At 63.7% G+C, this 23,695-nt stretch carries 19 protein-coding genes and 1 tRNA gene; 2 read left to right on the plus strand and 18 right to left on the minus strand.

Features of this window, described 5'->3' with window-relative positions; translation table 11 throughout:
- Positions 1–7: 7 nt before the first annotated feature.
- From HBF25_RS05985 to HBF25_RS06040, 12 genes are all read right to left on the minus strand, one after another.
- Positions 8–1,075 carry a class III poly(R)-hydroxyalkanoic acid synthase subunit PhaC gene (locus tag HBF25_RS05985; protein ID WP_166947053.1) on the minus strand — a complete coding sequence of 356 codons (1,068 nt, stop codon included), beginning with the start codon at positions 1,073–1,075 and terminating at the stop codon, positions 8–10.
- The gene (locus tag HBF25_RS05990) at positions 1,072–1,950 is read right to left on the minus strand and encodes a poly(R)-hydroxyalkanoic acid synthase subunit PhaE (protein ID WP_166947054.1); all 879 of its coding nucleotides are present in this window, start codon (positions 1,948–1,950) and stop codon (positions 1,072–1,074) included. The genes HBF25_RS05985 and HBF25_RS05990 overlap by 4 nt, the downstream gene beginning before the upstream one ends.
- 270 nt (positions 1,951–2,220) lie before the next feature.
- Entirely contained in the window at positions 2,221–4,326 is a 2,106-nt protein-coding gene (gene pnp, locus HBF25_RS05995; RefSeq protein WP_166947055.1) for a polyribonucleotide nucleotidyltransferase, read from the minus strand.
- 30 nt (positions 4,327–4,356) lie between these two features.
- The gene (rpsO, locus tag HBF25_RS06000; protein WP_166947056.1) at positions 4,357–4,626 is read right to left on the minus strand and encodes a 30S ribosomal protein S15; all 270 of its coding nucleotides are present in this window, start codon (positions 4,624–4,626) and stop codon (positions 4,357–4,359) included.
- A 142-nt stretch (positions 4,627–4,768) separates the two neighbouring features.
- On the minus strand, positions 4,769–5,683 hold the full coding sequence (gene truB / locus HBF25_RS06005; RefSeq protein WP_166947057.1) for a tRNA pseudouridine(55) synthase TruB: 915 nt from the start codon (positions 5,681–5,683) through the stop codon (positions 4,769–4,771).
- A gap of 115 nt (positions 5,684–5,798) precedes the next feature.
- Positions 5,799–6,170, minus strand: coding sequence for a 30S ribosome-binding factor RbfA (gene rbfA / locus HBF25_RS06010; RefSeq protein WP_166947058.1), 372 nt, complete (start codon positions 6,168–6,170; stop codon positions 5,799–5,801).
- Between the two features lie 61 nt (positions 6,171–6,231).
- Positions 6,232–9,144: a translation initiation factor IF-2 gene (gene infB, locus HBF25_RS06015; RefSeq protein ID WP_166947059.1), complete on the minus strand. Its 2,913-nt coding sequence runs from the start codon at positions 9,142–9,144 to the stop codon at positions 6,232–6,234.
- Positions 9,145–9,280: 136 nt separating this feature from the next.
- Positions 9,281–10,786 carry a transcription termination factor NusA gene (gene nusA / locus HBF25_RS06020; RefSeq protein ID WP_166947060.1) on the minus strand — a complete coding sequence of 502 codons (1,506 nt, stop codon included), beginning with the start codon at positions 10,784–10,786 and terminating at the stop codon, positions 9,281–9,283.
- Positions 10,787–10,839: 53 nt separating this feature from the next.
- Positions 10,840–11,388: a ribosome maturation factor RimP gene (locus HBF25_RS06025; RefSeq protein WP_166947325.1), complete on the minus strand. Its 549-nt coding sequence runs from the start codon at positions 11,386–11,388 to the stop codon at positions 10,840–10,842.
- 493 nt (positions 11,389–11,881) lie between these two features.
- Positions 11,882–12,343, minus strand: coding sequence for a GFA family protein (locus HBF25_RS06030; protein WP_208392447.1), 462 nt, complete (start codon positions 12,341–12,343; stop codon positions 11,882–11,884).
- A gap of 133 nt (positions 12,344–12,476) precedes the next feature.
- Positions 12,477–14,729 (minus strand): protease pro-enzyme activation domain-containing protein, encoded by a 2,253-nt coding sequence (locus HBF25_RS06035; protein WP_166947061.1) that lies wholly within the window; start codon positions 14,727–14,729, stop codon positions 12,477–12,479.
- 386 nt (positions 14,730–15,115) lie between these two features.
- Positions 15,116–15,934 carry an SDR family NAD(P)-dependent oxidoreductase gene (locus HBF25_RS06040; RefSeq protein ID WP_166947062.1) on the minus strand — a complete coding sequence of 273 codons (819 nt, stop codon included), beginning with the start codon at positions 15,932–15,934 and terminating at the stop codon, positions 15,116–15,118.
- 97 nt (positions 15,935–16,031) lie between these two features.
- Between HBF25_RS06040 and HBF25_RS06045 the strand changes: the two genes are divergently transcribed.
- Positions 16,032–16,910 (plus strand): LysR family transcriptional regulator, encoded by an 879-nt coding sequence (locus HBF25_RS06045; protein WP_166947063.1) that lies wholly within the window; start codon positions 16,032–16,034, stop codon positions 16,908–16,910.
- A gap of 68 nt (positions 16,911–16,978) precedes the next feature.
- On the opposite strand, the gene HBF25_RS06050 is transcribed toward HBF25_RS06045, so the two are convergent.
- On the minus strand, positions 16,979–17,764 hold the full coding sequence (locus HBF25_RS06050) for an alpha/beta fold hydrolase (RefSeq protein WP_243853096.1): 786 nt from the start codon (positions 17,762–17,764) through the stop codon (positions 16,979–16,981).
- 61 nt (positions 17,765–17,825) lie between these two features.
- Between HBF25_RS06050 and HBF25_RS06055 the strand changes: the two genes are divergently transcribed.
- Positions 17,826–18,611, plus strand: coding sequence for an AraC family transcriptional regulator (locus HBF25_RS06055; RefSeq protein WP_166947064.1), 786 nt, complete (start codon positions 17,826–17,828; stop codon positions 18,609–18,611).
- An 802-nt stretch (positions 18,612–19,413) separates the two neighbouring features.
- Here the strand turns inward: HBF25_RS06055 and HBF25_RS06060 are convergent.
- The 5 genes from HBF25_RS06060 to HBF25_RS06080 form a co-directional block, all read right to left on the minus strand.
- Positions 19,414–19,872: a YccF domain-containing protein gene (locus HBF25_RS06060; RefSeq protein ID WP_166947065.1), complete on the minus strand. Its 459-nt coding sequence runs from the start codon at positions 19,870–19,872 to the stop codon at positions 19,414–19,416.
- Between the two features lie 149 nt (positions 19,873–20,021).
- Positions 20,022–20,309, minus strand: a complete 288-nt coding sequence (locus tag HBF25_RS06065) for a hypothetical protein (RefSeq protein WP_166947066.1) — start codon at positions 20,307–20,309, stop codon at positions 20,022–20,024.
- A 219-nt stretch (positions 20,310–20,528) separates the two neighbouring features.
- A tRNA-Met gene (locus HBF25_RS06070) sits at positions 20,529–20,605 on the minus strand.
- Positions 20,606–20,704: 99 nt separating this feature from the next.
- A complete protein-coding gene (gene nuoN, locus HBF25_RS06075) occupies positions 20,705–22,165 on the minus strand; it encodes an NADH-quinone oxidoreductase subunit NuoN (protein WP_166947067.1) in 1,461 nt (486 codons plus the stop codon).
- Between the two features lie 14 nt (positions 22,166–22,179).
- Positions 22,180–23,691, minus strand: coding sequence for an NADH-quinone oxidoreductase subunit M (locus HBF25_RS06080; RefSeq protein WP_166947068.1), 1,512 nt, complete (start codon positions 23,689–23,691; stop codon positions 22,180–22,182).
- Positions 23,692–23,695: the final 4 nt, after the last annotated feature.

The following is a 23,695-nucleotide window of genomic DNA, read 5'->3' on the forward strand; positions in this document are numbered from 1 at the left end:
GCTGCCCTTACCTTTTGTCCAGCCATTCGTGGATGGCCGGGGGCACCAGTTTCTGCGCGCGCCCGGACACATAGATGCCGATATGACCGCCTGGAAAGGCCAGCGCGGTGTAATCCTTGCTGCCGATGACGTCGCGCATCGGCGTGGAAGCGGCCGGTGGCACCAGGTGATCCTGCTCGGCGTAGACGTTCAGCACCGGCTGGGTCACCTTGCGCAGGTCCACCGTGTGGCTGCCGATCTGCACCCTACCCTGCATCAGCAGGTTCTTCTGGAAGAAATCGCGCGCGAACTGACGGAATGTCTCGCCGGCCTGGTCGGGTGAGTCGAAGATCCACTTTTCCATGCGCAGGAAGTTTTCCAGCTCCTTCGGGTTGTCGAGAATGTCGACCAGCCCGACGTATTTCTGCTGGTTCAGGCGTAGCGGCTTCAACGTGAGGTACGCGAAGTTCATCAGGTCGGCAGGCACATTGCCCACGGTGTCGACGAAAAGATCGATGTCGACGTTGCGGGCCCAGTGCGACAGCATGTTGTCCGGCGTATGGAAGTCCACCGGCGTCACCATGGTGACGAGATTGCGTACCTTTTGCGGATGCAGTGCCGAGTAGCACAGTGAGAACACGCCGCCCTGGCAGATGCCGAGCAGGTTCACGGCATCGACGCCGTGGCGACGGGCCACTTCGTCCACGCAGCGATCGAGATAACCATCGATATAGTCTTCCAGGGTCAGCCAGCGGTCGGCGCCATCCGGATAGCCCCAGTCGATGAGGTAGACGTCTTCGCCCTGCGCCAGCAGGTTGCGCACCATCGAACGGTCTTCCTGCAGGTCGACCATCCACGGCGTGTTGACCAGCGCATAGCAGATCAGCAGCGGCACCTTCGCGGTCGGCTTGTCGGCGCCCTTGAAGTGCCAGAGAGTGAGCTTGTCTTCGCGATAGACGGCTTCGCGTGGTGTCGTGCCCAGCTCCACCGGCCCGACATGCCGCAGCGTTTCCATGCCGGCTTCGAGCTTGCGGCGGAAGGCGTCCATTTCGGCACGGGCGCGCTCCGGATCGATATGGAACGGCGAGTCCGTCATCGGGAGCGGGACCGGGTGGTTTTCTTCGGTGCGCCCTTCAGCGTGGCGATTTCCGCCTTCAGCGACTGGACTTCCGCAGCCAGACCCTGCATGTGGCGCAGCTCGCGACGCATGGCCTGAAGACGCTCGCCGAGGCTGTCCACTTCCTTGCGGGTGGGCATGCCTGCCTGCGCGGAGAAACGCTCGATCTGTCGCTGCTGAAGCAGCTTCAGGCGCATCTGGGCGTTCACCAGCGCGGCATAGACTTCGCGAAATTCCGCCGATAGCGCAGCTTCGGCGTAGGTTTCTTCCGCGAGATTCACCCAGCGGTCGTACAGCGAGCGCATGGACTCGGCATCCGTCGGCGCCTGCTGGCGACGCAGTGCTTCGGAAGCGCGGTCGTGTACGCCCTGGAGCAGGGTCTGGTAGCGGCCGTATTGTTCGGCGTAGTCGATCCAGGCGCGCAACAGGGCCTGTTGTTCTTCCTGCTGTTCGCGGGTGATGCCGAAGGCTGGCAGGGACAACACTTCGCGGGCTACGCGAGCCCAGTCGTCGAAGCGTTCGGTGCCCGGTCGGGCGCCAGGCGGCGGGCCGAAACCGAAGTCGAAGGGTGTTCCGGCGGAGCCCGTTGGGCCGAACGGCGGCACGCCGCCAGCGCCGGGCTGACCAAAGGGAGGCACGGCCCCACCGAAGGGCGACGGGGGAGCCATGCCGTTCATCATGGAACGGAGCCAGTCGCCGTAGCCGTCCAGCCCGGAGAACAGGCGGCCGACGATATCGGGCGACGGCGGCGTCACCGGCTCGGCCTTGGGATCGAACTGGCGCGACCAGGCTTCCACACCATCGCGGACGAGGGCCTGGTACTGGTCGATGAAATCATTGGTCTTTTCGGACATACCCTAATCGTACCTCGCCAGCCCCGCTCTTGTAGGAGCGCGCCTTGCGCGCGACCGGCACAAGGCCATTTCGTTCACGATCTCCATCGTCAGCCTGAACCTGTAGGAGCGCGCCTTGCGCGCGACCGGTCAGGGCGATGCGGTTCTCCATTTCAACCGGTCGCGCGCGAGGCGCGCTCCTACAACGACTGGGATCCGTGACGGGTATGGCGGGCATAAAAAAGCCCGGCATCTTGCGATGCCGGGCTTTTTACACCACAGACCGATCAATCAGCCCGCGGCGCCTTCTTCTTCGGTGACGGCCTTCATCGACAGGCGGATGCGGCCCTGCTTGTCGACTTCGAGGACCTTGACCTTGACGATGTCGCCTTCCTTCAGCTTGTCGGAGACCTTCTCGACGCGCTCGCTGGAGATCTGCGAGACGTGCACGAGGCCGTCCTTGCCCGGCATGATGGTGACGAACGCGCCGAAGTCCATCAGCTTGGCGACCTTGCCCTCGTAGATGCGACCCGGCTCGACGTCCGAAACGATCTGCTCGATGCGCTTGCGGGCCGCTTCGGCGGCTTCGCGATTGACCGAAGCGATCACGACGTTGCCGTCGTCGGTGATGTCGATGGTGGTGCCGGTCTCTTCGGTGATCGAGCGGATGGTGGCGCCGCCCTTGCCGATGACTTCGCGGATCTTGTCCGGGTGGATCTTGATGGTGAGCAGGCGCGGTGCGTACTCGGACATTTCCGAGCGGGCCGTGCTCATGACCTTGGCCATCTCGCCGAGGATGTGCAGGCGACCACGCTTGGCCTGGGCCAGCGCCGTGCGCATGATCTCTTCGGTGATGCCGTCGATCTTGATGTCCATCTGCAGCGCGGACACGCCATCGGCGCTACCGGCCACCTTGAAGTCCATGTCGCCGAGGTGGTCTTCGTCACCCAGGATGTCGGAGAGCACGACGAAGTCGTTGCCTTCCTTCACCAGGCCCATGGCGATACCAGCCACCGGCGCCTTGAGCGGCACGCCGGCGTCCATCATCGCGAGCGACGAGCCGCAGACCGAAGCCATCGACGAGGAACCGTTCGACTCGGTGATTTCCGAGACGACGCGGACCACGTACGGGAATTCTTCGATCGTCGGCTTGACGGCCTGCACACCACGCTTGGCGAGACGGCCGTGGCCGATCTCGCGACGCTTCGGGGCGCCGAAGCGACCCGTCTCACCCACCGAGAACGGAGGGAAGTTGTAGTGGAACAGGAAGGTGTCCTTCGACTCACCTTCCGGCGCGTCGATGATCTGCGAATCACGGGTGGTGCCCAGCGTGGCGATGACCAGCGCCTGGGTTTCGCCGCGGGTGAACAGCGCCGAACCGTGGGTGCGCGGCAGGACGCCGACGCGGACGGAGATCGGGCGGACGTCGTCGAGCTGGCGACCGTCGATACGGACCTTGGTGGCGAGCACGCCGTCACGCAGGGTGCGGTATTCGACTTCACCGAAGGCGGCGCCGATGTCGGCGTCGGTCCAGCCATTGGCTTCGGCGTCGGCGACGATGGCAGCCTTGACGTCGGTCTTCAGCGCGCCGATGACATCACGACGGGCCAGCTTGTCGCGGATCTGGAAGGCTTCGGCGAAACGGTTGCCGACGGCAGCCTTGACGGCGTCGTACAGCGCGGTCTTCGGAGCCGGGGCTTCCCACTTGAAGGTCTTGGCACCAGCTTCGGCGACGAAGGCGTTGATCGCGTTGATCGCCGCCTGCATCTGCTGGTGGCCGTGGACCACGGCGCCGAGCATGACGTCTTCGCTGAGCAGCTTGGCTTCGGATTCCACCATCAGCACGGCGTTGGCCGTGCCGGCCACGACGAGGTCGAGGTCGGAGGTCTTCAGCTCGGTGGCCGTCGGGTTCAGCAGGTACTGGCCGTTGGCGTAACCGACGCGGGCGGCGCCGATGGGGCCCTTGAAGGGCACGCCGGCAAGGGCCATGGCAGCCGAGGCGCCAAGCAGCGCCGGGATGTCACCGTCGACTTCCGGGTTCAGCGACACGACCTGTGCGATGACCTGCACTTCGTTGCGGAACTCTTCCGGGAACAGCGGACGAAGCGGGCGATCGATGAGACGCGAGGTCAGCGTCTCCTTCTCGGTCGGGCGGCCTTCGCGCTTGAAGAAGCCACCCGGGATGCGACCGGCGGAGTAGAACTTCTCCGTGTAGTCGACCGTGAGGGGGAAGAAGTCCTGACCGTCGCGCGCCTTGGGGGCTGCGACCACGCTCACCAGGACGACGGTGCCGCCCATGCTGACCATGACAGCACCGGAGGCCTGCCGGGCGATTTCGCCCGTCTCCAGTGTGACTTCGTGACTACCGTACTGGAATGACTTGGTTACTTTCGCCACTGAGATCTCTCCTCGTCCTGTTTCGTTGGATTAGCGACGCAGGCCGAGGCGTTCGATGAGGGTTTGATAGCGAGCGAAGTCGCTCTTCTTCAGATAGGCAAGAAGCGTCTTGCGCTTGTTGACCATCTTCAGCAGGCCACGACGCGAGTGGTGATCCTGCTTGTGCGCCTGGAAGTGATCCTGCAGCGCGGTGATGTTGGCGGACAGCAGGGCGACCTGGACTTCGGTCGAGCCGGTGTCGTTTTCCTTGCGGCCGAAATCCTTGATGATCTGGCTGGTCTGTTCGACAGTGAGCGACATGTGTATCGATTCCTTAAAAGCGGATGCGAGACTTGAGCAACCTCAACGGCCCCCGATGAAGTTGCGCAAGCCTCGCTTTTGATGAAAACCGTTAAACGAGCACGTAATTGTAACGTCCCGGGAGTAGCGGCAACAAGTGCAGTCACTCCGTGGGCAGATTGAAGCCCCTGAGAACCTTCAGAATACCACTCTCCCCGACTTCCCCCAGTGCCATGAGGCGTCCGTCGGCACCCCAGACGCCGCAGCGCCCGGCGGCCACGCCGGTCAGCGGCACCGGCTGGCCGAAGCCCAGCACGCGACTCTGGGCCGGGTCAAGTTCCACCCGGGGAATATGTGACAGCCCCGCCTCGACGGGCAGCACGCAGGCATCGAGCGGATCGGGACCGGTTTCAGCGGCCTCCCGAAGCTGGTCGAGGGTGATCATCGCCGGCGCCATGAACGGCTCGACCCAGGTCCGGCGAAGGCCGGTCAGGTGGGCACCGCAGCCCAGGTTCGCGCCGAAATCCACGGCGAGGCTGCGCACATAGGTGCCCGAACCGCACTCCACGAGGAGACGAACCGTATCCCCTTCCCTGCCCAGTACCTCAAGGCGGTAGACATCGACCTCGCGGGCCGGCACGTCCACGGCCTCGCCGCGCCGGGCGCGGACGTAGAGCGGCACGCCGTCCTGCTTGATCGCCGAGTAGGCCGGGGGAATCTGGACGATATGGCCACGCAGCGGCGCCAGCGCCGCCTCGACGGTGGCGTCGTCCAGCTCAGGCACAGCCTTAGTCTCGACCACATCGCCTTCGAGATCGGCGGTGGTGGTGGTGACGCCCAGTCGCACTTCAGCCTCGTAGGCCTTGCGCGAGCCAAGCAGCCAGCCGGCGATCTTGGTGGCCTCGCCAAAGCACAGCGGCAGCAGGCCGCTAGCCAGCGGGTCGAGACTGCCGGTGTGGCCGCCCTTGGCGGCGCCCACGAGACGGCGCGCCGTCTGCAAGGCCTGGTTGGAGCTGAGGCCGAGCGGCTTGTCGAGCAGCAGGATGCCGTGGATGTCGCGGAAGGTGCGGCGGTTCATAAATCCAGAAACATGAGCTTTTGTAGGAGCGCGCCTTGCGCGCGACCGGGAATGGCGAATACCGGGACGGTTATCGCGATGACCGGTCGCACGCAAGGCGCACTCCTACATGTTTTTATTCGTCTTCGGCCGGGGCCGGGGGGACCGGGTTTTCGCGTAGCAGGGTTTCGATGCGTTCGCCGCGGTCGACCGATTCGTCGTACTTGAAGCGCAGCTCGGGCACGCGACGCAGGCGCATCGTGCGCGAGAGCTCGCGACGGAATTCCTTGGCCAGATCCTTGAGCGCCTTGACGGCCTCGACTGACTTCTCGGGCATCAACGCGGTGACCCACACCGTGGCGACGTCGAGATCCTTGGTGGTTTCCACGTCGGAAACGCTCACCGAAGGCAAGCCATGGTCACGCACGGCGGCATGCACCAGCAGGCCGATCTCGCGACGGAGTTCGGCGGAGACGCGGTCGGTGCGTTTGAAATCACGGGACGGCATATCCGCCTCCTATAAACGATAAAAGCCTCCCCGGCGTACCGGGGAGGCGTTGGCTTGCGATTTAGAGCGTACGGGCGACTTCGATGCGCTCGAAGCACTCGATCTGGTCGCCGACCTTCACGTCGTTGTACTGCTTCACGGCGATACCGCACTCGGTGCCATTGCGGACTTCGTCCACCAGCTCCTTGAAGCGGCGCAGCGATTCCAGTTCACCCTGGAAGACCACCACGTTGTCGCGCAGCACGCGGATCGGCTTGGAACGCTTGACGATGCCCTCGATGACCATGCAACCGGCCACCGCGCCGAACTTCGACGAACGGAACACGTCGCGGACCTGGGCAACACCGATGATCTCTTCGCGGATTTCCACGCCGAGCAGACCGGACGCTGCCTGCTTCACCTGGTCGATGACGTCGTAGATGATCGAGAAGTAACGGACATCGAGGCCCGAGGTATCGATCACCTTGCGCGCCGAGGCGTCGGCACGGACGTTGAAGCCGATGATCAGCGCCTTCGAGGCCGCTGCCAGCTGGGCTTCCGACTCGGTGATGCCGCCCACGCCGGAGGCGATGACGTTCACCTTCACCATGTCGTTGCCGATCTGGGTGAGCGAGTCGCGCAGTGCTTCGACCGAACCCTGCACATCGGCCTTGACCAGGATGTTGAGGGTCTGCTGGCCTTCGCCCTGGCCCATCTGGGCCATGATGTCTTCCAGACGGTTCGACTTGGTGACCAGGCGGTTTTCGCGGCGCTTCTGCTGACGCTCGGCAGCCACCTGGCGGGCGAGACGCTCGTCTTCGACGGCCACGAAGTCGTCACCCGACTCCGGCACGCCGGACAGACCCAGCACCTGCACGGGGATGGACGGGCCGGCTTCGGCAACCTGCTTGCCCGTTTCGTCGATCAGGGCGCGCATGCGGCCGTATTCCACGCCGCAGACGACGAAGTCGCCCTTCTTCAGCGTGCCCTGCTGCACGAGCACCGTCGCCACCGGACCACGACCGCGATCGAGGCTGGATTCGATGACCACACCGGAAGCGCGACCGTCGGCAACCGCCTTCAGCTCCATCACTTCGGCCTGGATCGAGATGGCGTCGAGCAGTTCGTCGATACCCATGCCGGTCTTGGCCGAGACGGGCACGAACTGCGTGTCGCCGCCCCAGTCTTCCGGGATGACTTCGAGGTTCGCGAGGCCCTGCTTGACGTGGTCCACATTGGTGTCGGACTTGTCCATCTTGGTAAGCGCGACGATCAGCGGCACCTTGGCGGCACGCGCATGCTTCACGGCTTCCTGCGTCTGCGGCATGACGCCGTCGTCGGCAGCGACCACGAGCACCACGATATCCGTGGACTGCGCGCCGCGGGCACGCATGGCGGTGAACGCCGCGTGGCCCGGGGTGTCGAGGAAGGTAACGACGCCACGGCTGGTTTCGACGTGGTAAGCGCCGATGTGCTGCGTGATGCCGCCCGCTTCGCCCGAAGCGACCTTGGTACGACGGATGTAGTCGAGCAGCGAGGTCTTGCCGTGGTCGACGTGACCCATGATGGTCACGACCGGCGGACGGGAAATCTTCTCGCCGTCCAGCTCCGCGTTCTGCGTATGCGAGGCCAGCGCCGCTTCCGCGTCGTTGTCGGTGGCACGAACCGGCGTGTGACCGAGTTCTTCCACCACCAGCGCGGCGGTGTCGTGATCGATCGTCTGGTTGATGGTCGCCATGACGCCCATCTTGAAGAGCGTCTTCACGACCTCGGCGCCCTTCACGGCCATCTTCTGTGCCAGCTCGGCCACGACGTTGTTGTCGCCGATGACAACCTCGCGCACCACCGCAGCGGTGGGACGCGTGAAGCCGTGCGGACCGCCCGACGAGGCCGAGCCGCGGTTAGGTTCGATGCGACCGCCCCTGCCCGGCTTGCCACGACCACCCTTGCCGCTGGAGCGGCGGGCGCGGTCGGCATCCGACAGGTGCATTTCGCCACCGGCAAAACGCTTGCCGCCCGACTCGCGGTCGTTGCGGCCGCCGTTGCCGGCGTTACCGCCACCACCGCCACCACCGTGCTTCGGACGTGCGTTGCCGCGCGCATCGCTGGCAGCCGCAGCGGCGCCCGGCGCCGGACGGGCAGCCGGTGCCGCCGGACGGGCAGCTGCCGGAGCGGGCGCAGCGGCAACGGGTGCGGGGGCCGGAGCGGGTGCCGGAGGCGGCGCAGGCTTGGACACCACGCGCTCGCGCTTGCGCGGCTCATGGATACGGGGAAGGATCATGCCCAGCGAGCGCGTATCGAGCTTCGCAACCTGATGGGTCGGCGCATCGTCACCCGATGCGGTGCCGGCCGGCGAGGTGCTGGCGCGCGCTTCGGCTTCGGCAGCCTCTGCGGCAGCACGTGCCTCGGCATCGGCGCGAGCGCGCTCGGCCGCGGCCTGCTGCTCGGCTTCCGCCCTGCGACGGGCTTCGGCGGCTTCTTCTTCCTTGCGACGAGCTTCGGCTTCGGCGGCCTCGCGTGCTGCCGCGGCCTCTTCGGCCTGGCGACGCTCGGCTTCCTGGCGGAGCAGCGCTTCATCGTGATCGTGCTGGTCGTGCGACTCGCCGTGCTGCAGCGAGGCGTCGTCACGGTCGCCGTCGACAGCGGCGTCCTCGGCGATGACGCTGCGCTTGACGTAAGTGCGCTTGGCACGGACCTCGACGTTGACCGTCTTGGCCGGACCCGCACTGCGTCCCGTACCGGAGTTCACCTTCAGCTCGCCGACCGTGCGGCGCTTCAGCGTGATCTGGCGCGGAGCCGAATCCTCGGCCTCGACGGCGGTGTCGCTCTTGCCATGCGTGCGGCGCAGGAATCCGAGCAGTTTCACCTTCTCGGTGCTGCTGATGACCTGATCCGCGTTGTTGAATTTCATCCCGGCCTTGTCGAGCTGCCCAAGGAGCTTCTCGACTGGCATTTCCAGGACCTGTGCCAGTTGTTTGATTGTGACGTCCGACATCGTTCTTTACTCTCCGCCGTTCCCGCGCGTACCCACCTTACGTGCCGTTCGATGACCCGTACGGCTGCCTCCATCCTTGGTGGAGGGCATTTCAGCCCTCCTCGAGGCGCCCTTCCAGGGCGCTTCCGGTCCGCGCTTAGCCACCCTTCTCCAGACGGGCGATCATCGGTGCGCGGGCAGCCATGATCAGCTGCTTGGCGCGCTCCTCGGTCATGCCTTCGATATCGATCAGTTCGTCGACGGCCAGGTCGCCCAGGTCGTCGAGGGTCTTCACGCTGCGCTCGACCAGGGCGAAGGCCGTGGCCTCGTCCATGCCGTCGAGATCGAGCAGTTCCTGCGACGGGCCTTCGACGTTTTCTTCCACGGCCAGCGCTTCGTTGAGCAGGGCGTCGCGGGCACGGGCGCGGAGTTCTTCCACGATGTCCTCGTCGAAGCCCTCGACCGCGAGCAGCTCGGCGCTGGGCACGTAGGCGATTTCCTCGACCGAGGAGAAACCTTCGGAAACCAGGATGCCGGCGATTTCCTCGTCGACCTCGAGCTTGTCCATGAACAGGCTGAGTGCTGCCTGCTGCTCGGCTTCGCTCTTGGCGGTGACCTGGTCCTGCGTCATCACATTGAGCTGCCAGGCCGTGAGCTTGCTGGCCAGGCGCACGTTCTGGCCGCCGCGGCCGATGGCCTGGGACAGCTTGTCCTCGGCCACCGCGATATCCATGGAGTGCTTTTCTTCATCCATGATGATCGACTGGACTTCGGCCGGGGCCATCGCATTGATGACGTACTGGGCCTGGTTCTCGTGCCACAGGATGATGTCCACGCGCTCGCCGTTGAGCTCGTTGGACACGGCCTGCACGCGCGAACCGCGCATGCCGATGCAGGCGCCGATGGGATCGGTGCGGCTGTCGTGAGCCACCACGGCGATCTTGGCGCGGTCGCCCGGATCGCGGGCACAGCCCTTGATCTCGACCAGGCCCTGGCCCACTTCGGGCACTTCGAGCTTGAACAGCTCGATCATGAATTCCGGGGCGCTGCGCGAGACGAACAGCTGCGGACCACGGACTTCCGACTTCACCTCGTAGAGGTAACCGCGCACGCGGTCGCCGACGCGGTGAGATTCACGGGGAATCGTCTTGTCGCGCGGGATGAAGGCCTCGGCATTGCTGCCCAGGTCGAGGTAGATGTTGCCGCGCTCGACGCGCTTGACGATGCCCGTGACTAGCTCGCCGACGCGATCCTGGAAGGCGTCGACCACCAGCTGGCGCTCGGCTTCGCGGACGCGCTGCACGATGACCTGCTTGGCGGCCTGTGCGGCGATGCGGCCGAATTCGGCGTTTTCGACCTGATGCTCGATCGAACCACCGACTTCCACCGCCTGTCCTTCGGCTTCGTCTTCGGCGTCCATGAGACGGATCTCGTAGGACGGGTCTTCCATCTCGCCGTCATTGGCGATGATCGTCCAGCTCCGGAAGGTCTCGTAATCGCCCGTGTTGCGGTCGATCACGACCCGGATGTCCGGGTCCTCATCGGGGTAGCGCTTCTTGGCGGCCGAGGCCAGCGCCGCTTCCATGGCTTCGAAAATGACTTCGCGCGGCACGCCCTTCTCGTTGGCGACCGCGTCGACTACCAGCAAAATTTCTTTGCTCATTGCCGCTACTCCCATGAGGGCACCACTGGGGCACCCCGTCGTTTCGTGTTTCGTTATTTGGTTTTCTTCTTGGTGCCCGGCTTGGGCTTCGGCTGCGGCGCATAGCCGAGGGCCACCCAGTCGGGTACCACGCGGGCGCTTTCGACGTCCGCATGTTCGAATTCGAATCGGCCAGCCTCGCCTTCCAGCACAATGTGCTCGCCGTTTACTTCAACGACGTTGCCTTTCAGGCGCCGGCGACCCTCGATGGGGGCCTTCAGCAGCACCTTTACTTCCTGGCCGGACACCCGGGCGAACTGCTCCGCCGTGAACAGCGGGCGGTCGATGCCGGGAGAGGAGACTTCCAGTACATAGTTGCCGGGGATCGGATCTTCAACGTCGAGCCATGCGGAGAACTCGCGGCTGGCGGCCTCGCAATCCTCGATGTTCACCTCCGGCGGAATCTCGGCGGCCTCGCGACGCTCGCGTTCGGCTGCCGTGACATCCAGGAACACGCGCAGCGTGCTCTGCCCGTCGGACGGGGAAAATTCGATACCCAGGACTTCGAGGCCCAGTTCGGCCACGATGTCGGAGAAGCGCTGTGATAGTGCGTTGTTGTCCACGATGCCTGCGGTTTTCCGGTCGCCAGAAACAAAAAAAGGGCTCAAGCGGCCCATTCCTTTCGTCGCCGATGTATCCCGACACTCTCCTCCAGCGCCCTCCGCGATGCCCTGACGGCGCTCACAGTGTGTCGCAGGACGCTTCCATGCGCCCAACAAAAAAGCCTCACGAGGAGGCTTTCTTGTAAAAAGAAAGTTCCTGAAACGCCGCGGACACGAAAGCCGGAATATTCGTCAACGGCGCTTTAAGATTCACGAATTCTATCGCATTTTTCTTCCATCGTGCAAGGAGAACGAGCCTCGTAAGCTCCTGCCGCGTGAAGGGTTCCAGATGCCCGGAGACGGGCCGGACGCAGGCCCGACAGCCCCTGTCTCAACAAAATTTGAGACGAGGCACTGTAGGAGCGCGCCTTGCGCGCGACCGGTATGGCAGTGAACCCACGGTTTCGCGACAACCGGTCGCGCGCAAGGCGCGCTCCTACACAAGCAGCCCGGCTCACGCCCCCATGGTCACCGTGCCGATCCAGCCCCTCGCGCGGCGGGCCAGCCGGTCATCCTCCCCCTCCCCGTCGAAACTGACCGACACGGGATCCGCCACAGGAACCTCACCATCGAAGGTGCGGACGTTGACCACGGCATAGCGACGCCCTTCGATATCGCTGGTACACACGGGAACGACCCCGCAGACCTGGCAGACATGGAACTGCGCCGTACGCGTTCCGAATTCATGCCGCGAGACGCGCGACGCGTCCCGAAAGCGGATATCCAGCGAAGCCGAGGGATTCGCCGTCCATGCCGCGCCATGCTTGCGGCAGAAAGTACAGGTACACGCCCGCGTGGGAACCGGTGGTTCACCTGGCCACGCAAGGTCGAAAACGATGTTGCCGCAGTGACAGCTGCCATGGATGTGCACGATGTCGCTCCGGTCAAGAAAAACTGAATGGTAACGCGCTGCCACTGCAGGAGCGCGCCTTGCGAGCGACCCGGGGCCTGCCGCGAACATCGGTCGCGCGCGAGGCGCGCTCCTGCAAAAAAAGAAAAAACGCCCCTCCTTGCAGAGGGGCGTTGCGGTCCATCGCCACTGACGAAGGTCAGTTGGTCCAGGTAGCTTTCAGCGAGACGCCCGAGAACGCGGCGTAGCCATTGAGCAGGATGTAGTACGTGCCGCCCTGTGCCGACGAGAAGCTGCACGACTCGTTGTTGCCCGTGAGGTACGGACGGCAGTCATAGCTGGACAGCGTCGGGGTCGCACCGAACTTCACGTACAGGTCGGCATCGCCGGTACCGCCAGAGATGGCGATCTTCAGGTTGGTGGCGCCTGCCGGCACCGCAACGGTGTAGGCAACCTGGCCGTTCTTCGCCGCAGCGAGGCCAGTGGCTGCCACGCCATTCTGCAGCACGTTGCCGGTGGTTCCGCCACCGCCGCCGGTGTTGCCGCCGGTCACCCAGTTGGCCTGGGCGTAGGTGTTGAGCTTGCCGATGTCGAAGCTGCCGAAGCCGGTGGCTTCGTCGAAGCCCGTGGTCGCGTTGTAGCCGTGGCCCTGGTAGCCGTTGTTGCCCGAGGTCACGTCATGCAGCAGCGAGGTCTGCGTCGGGAAGGCCTGGTAGAACTTCGAGGCCGGGAAGCCAATGCCGTTGTTCGCGGCCGATTCGATACGAGCGAAGGCACCGACGAACAGCGGCGACGCCAGCGAGGTACCACCGACCTGCTCGGTCTGTCCGTTGACGATGATCAGCGCACCGGACGACGAGGCCGCGTCGAAGGAGATATCCGGACCCACGCGCTTGGTGGAGCTGGATACCGACGACTGCCACGACGGCGCGGTCTCGTACAGGCTGGTGCCGCCACCGGTCGCCCAGAGGCGCTGGTTGTTGTCACCCTGGCTGGGCGCCACGGCCGACAGGCCTTCGTTCCACACCGTTTCGCCCGACCACGTGGTGCCACTGGTGGACAGCTGCGTACCACCGACCTGGATCACGTAAGGCGAACTGGCCGGCTCGCTGACCGAGTAGTGGGTGAGGTCGATCTTCACCGTGCCAGCCGAGTTGGCGACGTAGCCCGGCGCACCGGACAGCGGATCCTGCGACCACTGGTAGACACCCGCATCGCCGGCAGCGATCGAGAAGGTCTGGCCCTGGGCCACGGCCTGCTGGAAGATCGCGTCATCGGCGGACTGCGTACCGCTCTGCTGCGCGGCGGTTTCATCTTCGCCGAGCGACACGTTGATGAGCTTCGCGATGTTGTCGGTCACCGCCTGGTTGTAGGTCGCGGTAATACCGGCATCGGTAATGCCCGACGAGTTCGAATCGCCGTTGGGCGAGGTGTAGAAAATCAGCTGCTTCACGCCACCGGAAATACCGATGATGTCCTGGCTGTCCAGCGACCACTCGCCGTTGGAATCCGTATCGTTGGCGAAGGTGCCGCTGCCGACCTTCTTGATCGTCGAATTGACGGTTGCAAGGCCTGCGCTCGACGTGAAGCTATTGAGGTCGGTGACGGTCTGCGTGATCGAGCCCCAGGTAATGATGCCCACGGCCGTATTGGTCGCGGCCGGCAGGCTGGAACCACCGTAGATCGTGGCGAAATCCTGGGGATGATGGGCAGCAACGGCCGCAGCAGCGCGCGTGCTCGATGCCGGTCCGGGCACCGTCACGTTCTCGGGCTTGTAGACATGATGCAGCGTGTGTTTCACCGACACGTTCTGCAGGCCGAGCACGGCGTTGACCGAGTCACCCAGCGAGGCCGGCACGAGGGCCGGCGTATCGTTGGCGAAGAACTCGCGGCCGTTGGCGCTGAAACGCTTCAGCGAGGTATGGAAGCCGTTGGCCGCAGCACCGGGGTTACCGTCGGCGGAAACGAGCAGGTTGTTGGGGGTAACCTGGATGTTGGTGAAGCCGGCCTGCTGCAGGTGAGCCACCACGGCGTCGACCTGGGCCTGCGTCGGACCGAACTGTGCCTTGAACTGATCCGGCGTCAGGAACTTCCCGAACAGCGCATTGCCCGGGGTGTTCACGGCAGAGAGGAAAGCCTGCAGGGCATCCTGGTTGCGCAGCTTCAGGTTCACCACGACGTGCAGCGGATGATCCGCTTCCAGCGCCGTCACGGCCGCGCCGTCGATATGCGGCGCACCCGTCACGTTGAGCGTATAACCCGATGCCACCGGCGTGGCGGCAGTGCTGGCGGCCTGCACCTGCGTGCTCACCGTCGGCGAAATGGCTGCGTGCGTGTTCGTGGAGACCCACGCGTCATCGGCATGTGCGGAAAGTGAAGACATCGCCAGCGCGACGGCAAGCGTCAGTGCTGTCTTGCGGGTAACCCCCAAAGCGAAAGCATCGATCTTCATGTGTGGTCCTTCGTTAGCCCGTGGTTGCTTCCGCATGACGGAAGCGCTGGCACCGATGACGCTCAGGCTGTGCGGAATCCTCCCTGGCCCCGCTGGTGATAAGCGACCCTGCGTCCCCTCGCAGGAAATCGCGACACACCTGCCTCTACGTCTTCCCTCCCCAGTGCCCGGACGAGCAAAGAGCGCCGAATCTTTCATGAATCTTTCGGCAAATGACGACCTTCATATGGATGCCATGCGAACGTGATGAAACCCGCAAAACGAAGGCATCCGGATTATCGCGTCTGGACGTCTATAGGAATGATTCGGACCATCCGTCGGCGCTGACACGTTCGCATGTAAATACGCTCTTGCCGTGAGTTGTTTCGATATCCCGCCAGGGCATATCAAATCGCTGCCGATACGGCTTCGTTCAACCACGGACGAAGGCCTCCAACAGTAAAACCGCCATCCACGAGCAGGCTCTGGCCGGTGACGAAACGAGCCTCGTCCGAGAGCAGCCACAGCACGGCGTCGGCTACGTCTTCCGGCTGTCCCACCCGGCGCAAAGCCGCGTGCTGGACGAATGGCTTCATTGCAGCGGCACTCCCCAGCGCATCGCGCGACATCGGCGTGACGATGACGCCGGGGCTGACGTTGTTGATACGGATGCCCTGCTCGCCCACCTCCAAGGCCACGCTGCGCGCGATGGCATCGATCCCTGCCTTGCTGGCTGCATAGGCGGCGACACCGGGCATGGCGCCATGCGCTGTCCAAGACGATGTATTGACGATGGCACCCGTCGTTCCAGCGGACAGCATCGCGGCGATCTCGTGTTTAAGGCAGGCGTAGACACCGCGCAGGTTGGTGGCGAGGATCGCATCGACATCGGCCAGCTCTGACGCGTGCACCGGTGCGAAGGCTCCCAGCATGCCTGCGTTGTTCCACGCCATGTGCAGGGCACCAAACGCTTCGACGGTGCGAGCCACCATGGCCTCGACCTGGCTGGCATCCGTGACGTCCGCACGAATCGCCAGCGCCGTACCGCCCGCCGACTGTATCTCCTGGACAACCGCATCCAGTTCGGCCGGACGACGCCCGGCGACGACGACGTTGGCACCTTCCAGGCCGAGGCGAAGTGCGGCAGCCCGGCCCATGCCGGTACCGCCGCCGGTGATGAGAGCGGTGCGGCCGGCAAAGCGGGCGGGGAAATGCGTGGTGGACATGGGACAGGCCTTCATTGAAAAGATGGCCTAGTTTGATTAAACGCCATGAGGCGATAATCAGCCAATCATTTCATTCATAAGAAACCAAGGGTGCGCAATGGATCTCCTGGCCGCCATGCAGGTCTTCGTCCATACCGTCGACAAGGGCAGCCTCCAGGCAGCCGCAGAGGCGAGCGGCATCTCGCCCACCATGGCCGGCAAACACCTGCGCTCCCTCGAAGCGCGTGCCGGCACCCGGCTGCTCAACCGCACCACACGCCGGCAGAGCCTTACCGGCTTCGGACAGGACTATTACCTGCGCTGCCAGGAGATCCTGCGCATGGTCGGCGAATCGGATATGCAGGCGCAGAACCAGCAAGCGGCACCTACCGGTACGTTGCGGGTGACGGCGCCCGTATCGTTCGGCAGCGAGGCGCTGGTCCCTGCGCTTGCCACCTATCTTTCCGCCTATCCCCTGGTGCGCATCGATCTCTCGCTGTCCGACCGCACGGCCGACCTCGTGGACGAAGGCTTCGACGCCGCGTTACGCATCGGCACCCTGCCCGACTCCGGACTGGTCGCGCGCGCCCTGGCTCCCTACCGGATGATGATCTGCGCATCGCCCGATTACCTCTCGCGGCACGGCACGCCTGCAAAGCCCGAAGACCTGAGTCACCACGAGTGCCTGTCCTTCAGCTGGTCGGCCGCTTCGCCGTGGCGCATCACCGATGACGAAGGAGAACATCGCGTCGCCATCGATGGCCGCCTGCGCGTCAATCACGGCGGGGCCTTGCGTCAGGCGGCCCTGCATGGTCTTGGCATCGTGATGCAGCCCGCCGTGCTGCTTCAGCATGATGTGCGGGCCGGCCGCCTGGTACAGCTATTCGCCGATGACACGTTACCCAGCCGCCCGATGCATGTCGTACATCTTCCGAACCACCGATCGCCGAAACTGCGGAGCTTCATCGATTTCGTGGTGACGACGTTCGGCGCATAGCGAAGCGTCATCACTTGTGGTCATACGATGGTGCCATCGTCACCGATGAAGTCAGGCTATTGGGCGACCTATACCGTTCGCAGGAACGCCTCGATCAGCGACACCAGTGCAAGTGGCGCTTCATTCATGGGGTAATGCCCCACGTCCGGCATGATCGACAGTGAGCTGCCCGGGTAACGCTTGAGATAGGTTTTCGCCATGAGATCCGCGTTGAAGACGGGATCGCGCTCTCCAATGATCACGTTCAAGGGATGCACGCCTTCGATCTGGCTGGAAAAATCCGTATCGGCCCATGCGTTGAAGTAGCCTGAAAAAGCCGCTGGTGATGACGTAGCCAGCGAGTATTCCGTCTTCCAGTCCAGCCATGTCGCGGGTAGGCAACCACCCGTGCTGCGGTCGATGATGCTGCGCCGGTGAGCTGCACTGTGGACGGCGGCCTCAAGGTACGCCCGGGTGGCGACGTCATAGCGCACCCCGCCACAGGGCACGGGAGCAATGGGCAACAATGACCGCACACGACCTGGCGCGCGTATCGCGATCTTCTCGATCACCATGCCTCCCATCGAGTGCCCGATCAGGCTGAAGCGGGCCAATGAAAGCGCGTCGGCAAGTGCAACGGCATCACCGGCGATTTCGTCGATGGTGTATTGCCCGGCTTCGTCCTTGCGCTTGCCATACCCTCGATAGTCCATGAACACGTAGCTGAATTGATCCGTTGCCAGCCACGGCTCCATGGCGTCGAAGGAACGGGCATCCCCGAACCAGCCATTCAATACGAGCACGGGGTGCGGTCCGTGGCCGACACGATGAAAAGCAGGAGCCATGATCGATCCGATGCGAAAGGTGTGGCTCATGGTGGCCGAAGCCTCCCAGGCCTGCCATCGATAACAGGCCTTTCACTATAGAATTCGGGCCATGCGTAACATCCTGCTCGATCCCTACGAAGATACTCCGCGAAGCATCGTAGCTACCGCCAACGACCATGCTTCCGGTAGCACCTTCGCGATGCACGCCCATCGACGCGGCCAGTTCGCCTATGCGTCCCGTGGCAGCATCAGCGTGACGACCTCCCACGAGCGATGGCTGGTGCCGCCCGGGCGCGCATGCTGGATACCGTCGGGCGTAGCGCATGAAATGACCATGGCGGGCGTCGTGACCATGCTCAATATCTTCGTTGCGCAAGACGACGCGGATGCCGCCGGCATGCCAGGGCATTGCGAGATCTACGAAGTCTCGATGCTGCTCAGGCAACTTATCGAAGCGGCCATCGATGTGCCTGCGCTGTACGAGGTGGATAGCCGCGCCGGCAAGATCATGTCCTTGCTGATCGCAGAAATGGCTTCCATGCCTACCTTGCCCCTGCGCGTGCCGCTTCCCATGGACGCGCGACTTGCGCAAATCTGCCATCGTCTCTTCGCTGAACCATCCATCGCCATGATCATCGACCAGGTCGCCGGGGAAATCGGCATGAGTCGCCGCGCGTTCACCCGCAGGTTCCGTGAAGACACCGGCCTGAGTTTCGCGGCATGGCGCCAACAGGCCTGCCTGCTGGCGGCCATTGCCCGGCTGGCCGAAGGTCAGTCGGTCACCCGCATCGCATTTGACCTGGGCTACAGCAGTGCCAGCGCTTTCACCGCGGCCTTCCGCCAAGCCCATGGCGTGCCGCCCGGCCAGTACCTGATTGCGGAGTCGCGAGCTTGAAAGAGCGCGGGCCCTTTGCCACCTCCCGGTTGCACTGGCAGGAAATCATGGTGTATCTGACCAGGACGCCCCGCCAGGAGCTTGACCAGTGCCAAGGACCACTCGCCCCTCGTTGCTTGCCCTTATAGCTTTCTTTTTAGCGCAAGGATGTTACGCCGCGACCGCAGCCCTTGCTGCCGATACTTTCAGGCCACAGCAATCAGCAAAAGACGCGAGGCAACAGCTCGACGACTGGGTTCCTGCCTCGACGCCGCTTGCCGACGCTGTGAAGACGCTCCAGGCCCGCGGATTTACCTGCCAGGGCGCACGCCCCGCGACTGCCGGCATCCGTTCCGCCATGCTCTGCACCCTGGCCCGGTCGCCCCCCTCTGAACCTGCGGGGCGCGAAACCGCTCCGCCGACGCCCGTCCATTGGTTCGTCACCCTGAACTCAACAGATGGCTCGACCGTGAGCGGCATCCTCGTTGGTCGCACGCCCAGGGATATGGAAGGCTGACATGGCAGATGGTCCACGCCTGGGCGGCCCCAGAATGACCTGAAGCACCGGCGGATCCCTCTTTTCATAAAACACAGGCAAGAAAAAAGCGCTGACCGTGGTCAGCGCTTCTGATTAGTACTGGTGGCGAAGAGCACAGTTCGGCCTTTACCTGCCCCATCGCCAGCGGGTTTACCCGCATCCAGCCGGGGTCAAAGAGTGCGCTCTCTTCTTCCCCGGTCGACGAGTATAGCAACCCGGCATGCCTGCTACCAGAGGCGACCGGCGCCCGATAAGTGCCGAGGTGGCTCAGTCGCTGGGAAAGCGTCAGGCGCCTCGCATCCTTGTCACCGTGGCCTGGGCATTCATTCGTCGCGACGCCGCCGCCACATCCACACTGACCACGGTCTTGCCGATGGGTGCCAGGGCGATGCCGGCGAGTTTCAGATGCTGCCAGCCGAACGGGATGCCGATGATCGTCACGCAACAGGCCACGGCCGAACAGACGTGCCCGATTGCGAGCCAGATTCCGGCGAACACGAACCAGATAATGTTGCCGAGGGTGCCGAGCGAACTCGTACCGATGTCGCCCTGCCCCGAGAGTTCCCGCCGGTCGATGGCCTCCTTGCCGAACGGGAAGAAGGCGAACGAGCCGATGACGAAGCAGGAGCGCGCCCAGGGGATGCCCACGATAGTGACGAGGGCCACCAGGCCGGCCAGCCACCAGCCCAGGCCCATGATCAAACCGCCAAAGATGAACCAGATGAGGTTTCCGATCGTTTTCATGAGCCGCTCCCTGTGGACCAGCCCATACATTAGACCGACGAAGATGCGCGACAAAGTGCCAATGGTTGGCCCCGGGGCGACCCGGCAAAACCGGTGGCGGCAACGGGATTCGAACCTATTCCCCTTGCCGCCCGTCCAGCGCCCGGGACTCAGCTATCCAGTAGCGTCGGGGCCGTACGCTTGTCCATCGGATTCATCTGCCTGGACTTCTTCGACGAGAGCTTGTCGATGGCACTGCCCAGGGAATCCTTCACGCCGAACGGCGTACACGTCGGGTTATTACACTTCCAGCAACTAGCAGTGGAGCCACCCGCCGCGACACACTTTTCGTAGGCAGCGACGCAGCCTGAGCAGAGCTGCATCGCCGATGCCGGGGTGGAGGTTGCGATACCGGCAACCATGAGTGCGAATGCGAAAGCGCTTGTGACGTACTTCATGTGCAATTCCTTCTGTGAATGAAATGACATTACTTGCCGTACGTGTCGGCCCCGCTGTACTCCCCGTAGTAAGGATTGTGATGTCACCCCTGGAGCTGACCCGCTGGCCTATCGAACGTAGCTCGCCGAAAGCCCCGTGTCTGTAGGTGATGCCCTACAAGCCCTGCGGATTGCAGACATAAAAAAACGGCGCAATCCAGAGATTGCGCCGTTCAAAAATGGTAGCGGGGGTAGGATTCGAACCTACGACCTTCGGGTTATGAGCCCGACGAGCTGCCAGACTGCTCCACCCCGCATCAGATTCAAAAAGTATAGCCATGTGGCCGATTTCTTGCAAGTACTTTCTTACACCTTTGTGAAAAAAAGTACCGATATCCCTTCGGACATGCGCGGGCTCAGCCCGCGAATGCCCTCTGGCACCACGCGAACAGCGGTGCCCAGGTGAAGCCGAGCACCAGAAGCGCGAGTGCATTGATCGACAGTACCCAGCGCGATGCAACGTCCGGCGTGGCGCGCACTTCGACGGCCTCGTTCGGTGCATCGAAGTACATCACCTTTACGACGCGCAGGTAGTAGTAGAGGCCGATGATCGCGAACACGGCACCGACGATGGCGAGCCAGAGCATGCCGGCATCCACCGCGGCCTTCAGTACCAGCAGCTTGCCGTAGAACCCGAACAGCGGCGGCACGCCGGCCAGCGAGAACATCACCAGCAGCATCATGAAGGCGAACCACGGCGAACGCTGGTTCAGACCCTTGAGGTCGTCGACCTCTTCGCACTCGAAACCGGCGCGCGACAGGATGATGAGCATGCCGAACGCGGCGGCGCTGGTGAGCGCGTAGCTGACGGCATAGAACATCGAGGCCGAGTAGCCTTCCGGACCGGCGTTGACCAGGCCCAGCATCAGGTAACCCATGTGCGAGATGGTGGAATAAGCCAGCACGCGCTTGAGGTTGGTCTGCACCAGGGCGACGAGGTTACCGATGGCCAGCGAGATCACGGCCAGCACGGCCAGCATCAGCTGCCACTGCGGAGCAAGACCCGTGGTGCCGCCGGCGATGTCGCCCATGCCGGTGGACAGCAGGCGGTAGGCCATGCCGAACGCAGCGAGCTTCTGCGCCGAACCGATGAACACGGTGACGGCGGTCGGCGAGCCCTGGTAGACATCCGGAATCCACATGTGGAACGGAGCGGCGCCCAGCTTGAAGCCGATGCCGACGATCATGAAGACCAGGCCGAACAGCAGCAGGGTCTTCCATTCCGTACCGACGATGGCGGCGTGGATCGTGTGCAGGTCGAGGCTGTGGGTGGCGCCGTAGACCATCGACATGCCGTACAGCAGCATGCCCGAGGCCAGTGCACCCAGCACGAAGTACTTGATGGCCGCTTCCGACGACAGGCTCGAATCGCGGTTCAGCGCGACCAGGGCGTACGACGAGAGGGTCAGCAGTTCGAGGCCCAGGTACACGGTGACCAGGCTGCCGGCCGACACCAGGAACATGATGCCGACGGAAGCGAAGATCGTGAGCGTGTAGAACTCACCGAACGGAATCGCCCTGTCCTTCAGGTAGGGGCGTGCGTAGATGAAGATCACCGCGGTGACCAGCAGCGAGAACAGCTTCAGCACCTCGGACACGCCATCACGGATGAACATGCCGTTGAAGGCGGTGGCGCCGCCGGCCGGCTGGCCGCTCACCACGAGATAGGCGCCAACGAGGAGCACGAGGACCGACAGCCAGTGCACCGCGTCCTTCTGCGACGGCTTCAGGAAGGCGTCGAGCAGGAGCAGTACGCAGGCTGCGACCACGAGGTACACCTCGGGGAGCAGGGTTACGATGTCATTGATACCAGGCATGGAGTAATTCCCGCTCAGACTTTCGAAATGGCCAGCTGCTCGACAATGCGAGAGACCGACGCATCCATCAGATGGACCAGCGGCTCCGGCCAGATGCCGAACAGCAGCACACCGGCAGCGAACGCGGAGAGCATGAAGATTTCACGACCGTTGACGTCGGTGAGTTCCTTCACGTGCGGGTTGGTGATGTCGCCCCACAGCACGCGCTTGACCATCCACAAGGTGTAGGCGGCGCCGATGATGAGGGTGAAGGCAGCGAACAGCGCGATCCACGGATTGGCCGAGAACGCGGCCAGGATCACCATGAATTCGCCCACGAAACCGCTGGTGCCCGGCAGGCCGCTGTTGGCCATGGCGAACAGCACGTAGAACGGGGCGAAGATCGGCATCACGTTGATGACGCCGCCGTAGTCCTTGATCTGGCGGGAGTGCAGGCGGTCGTAGAGCACGCCGATGCAGCTGAACATCGCGCCGGAAATGAAGCCGTGCGAGATCATCTGGACCATCGCACCCTGCATGCCCAGGCGGGCCGCATCCGGGTTGTTCGATTCACGCACCAGCATGAACGCGATGAAGATACCCAGCGTGACGAAGCCCATGTGGGCGATCGACGAGTAGGCCACCAGCTTCTTCATGTCCTGCTGGACCAGCGCGATGTAGCCGATGTAGCACACCGCGATGAGCGACAGGACGATGATCAGCCAGGCAAACTGGTGCGAGGCGTCCGGCGTGATCGGCAGGCTGAAACGCAGGAAACCGTAGCCACCGATCTTCAGCATCACCGCCGCCAGCACCACCGAACCACCGGTGGGCGCTTCCACGTGGGCGTCTGGCAGCCAGGTGTGCACCGGCACCATCGGCACCTTCACCGCGAAGGCGATGAGGAAGGCGAAGAACAGCCAGCTCTGCTCGGTGAGCGTCAGGTGCACGTTGGCCATGTCGGCCAGCGCGAAGCTGCCGCCGGTCTTGTGATACAGGTACAGCAGGCCGACCAGCATGAAGATCGAGCCGAAGAACGTGTAGATGAAGAACTTCAGCGTCGCGTACACACGGCGCGGACCACCCCAGATACCGATGATGATGAACATCGGGATCAGCATGGCTTCGAAGAACACGTAGAACAGCAGTGCGTCCGTCGCGCAGAACACGCCGATCATCAGGCCTTCCAGGATCAGCATCGCGGCCATGTACTGGTGCGGCTTGTTCTGGATGACTTCCCAGGCACCCACGATCACGAGGATCTGGGTGAAGGTGGTCAGGATGATCAGTGCGACGGAGATGCCATCGACGGCCAGCGAGTAGTTGATGCCCAGCGACGGGATCCAGCTCAGCGATTCGCTGAGCTGAAGCGTGCCGGTGGCGGCATCGTAGGCAGGCAGGAGGGCCAGACTGGCGGCGAACGTGGCAACCGCCACCAGCAGCGAGATCCAGCGGGCGAGGCCTGGGCGACCGGAGCCGGCCAGCAGCACCGGGATGGCGCCGACGACCGGGAGCCAGATCAACAGGCTGAGCAAGTGATTCGACATATAG

It is taken from the genome of Luteibacter anthropi (assembly GCF_011759365.1).
Classification (GTDB): domain Bacteria; phylum Pseudomonadota; class Gammaproteobacteria; order Xanthomonadales; family Rhodanobacteraceae; genus Luteibacter; species Luteibacter anthropi.

What these genes read in the sequence shown, in the direction of transcription:
- infB (WP_166947059.1), bottom strand. Translation starts at nt 9,144, where the DNA reads ATGTCGGACGTCACAATCAAACAACTGGCACAGGTCCTGGAAATGCCA.
- truB (WP_166947057.1), bottom strand. Translation starts at nt 5,683, where the DNA reads ATGAACCGCCGCACCTTCCGCGACATCCACGGCATCCTGCTGCTCGAC.
- HBF25_RS06040 (WP_166947062.1), bottom strand. Translation starts at nt 15,934, where the DNA reads ATGTCCACCACGCATTTCCCCGCCCGCTTTGCCGGCCGCACCGCTCTC.
- HBF25_RS06060 (WP_166947065.1), bottom strand. Translation starts at nt 19,872, where the DNA reads ATGAAAACGATCGGAAACCTCATCTGGTTCATCTTTGGCGGTTTGATC.
- rpsO (WP_166947056.1), bottom strand. Translation starts at nt 4,626, where the DNA reads ATGTCGCTCACTGTCGAACAGACCAGCCAGATCATCAAGGATTTCGGC.
- nuoN (WP_166947067.1), bottom strand. Translation starts at nt 22,165, where the DNA reads ATGCCTGGTATCAATGACATCGTAACCCTGCTCCCCGAGGTGTACCTC.
- HBF25_RS06045 (WP_166947063.1), top strand. Translation starts at nt 16,032, where the DNA reads ATGGATCTCCTGGCCGCCATGCAGGTCTTCGTCCATACCGTCGACAAG.
- HBF25_RS05990 (WP_166947054.1), bottom strand. Translation starts at nt 1,950, where the DNA reads ATGTCCGAAAAGACCAATGATTTCATCGACCAGTACCAGGCCCTCGTC.
- nusA (WP_166947060.1), bottom strand. Translation starts at nt 10,786, where the DNA reads ATGAGCAAAGAAATTTTGCTGGTAGTCGACGCGGTCGCCAACGAGAAG.
- HBF25_RS05985 (WP_166947053.1), bottom strand. Translation starts at nt 1,075, where the DNA reads ATGACGGACTCGCCGTTCCATATCGATCCGGAGCGCGCCCGTGCCGAA.
- HBF25_RS06050 (WP_243853096.1), bottom strand. Translation starts at nt 17,764, where the DNA reads ATGAGCCACACCTTTCGCATCGGATCGATCATGGCTCCTGCTTTTCAT.
- HBF25_RS06055 (WP_166947064.1), top strand. Translation starts at nt 17,826, where the DNA reads ATGCGTAACATCCTGCTCGATCCCTACGAAGATACTCCGCGAAGCATC.
- HBF25_RS06065 (WP_166947066.1), bottom strand. Translation starts at nt 20,309, where the DNA reads ATGAAGTACGTCACAAGCGCTTTCGCATTCGCACTCATGGTTGCCGGT.
- rbfA (WP_166947058.1), bottom strand. Translation starts at nt 6,170, where the DNA reads ATGCCGTCCCGTGATTTCAAACGCACCGACCGCGTCTCCGCCGAACTC.
- HBF25_RS06080 (WP_166947068.1), bottom strand. Translation starts at nt 23,691, where the DNA reads ATGTCGAATCACTTGCTCAGCCTGTTGATCTGGCTCCCGGTCGTCGGC.
- HBF25_RS06035 (WP_166947061.1), bottom strand. Translation starts at nt 14,729, where the DNA reads ATGAAGATCGATGCTTTCGCTTTGGGGGTTACCCGCAAGACAGCACTG.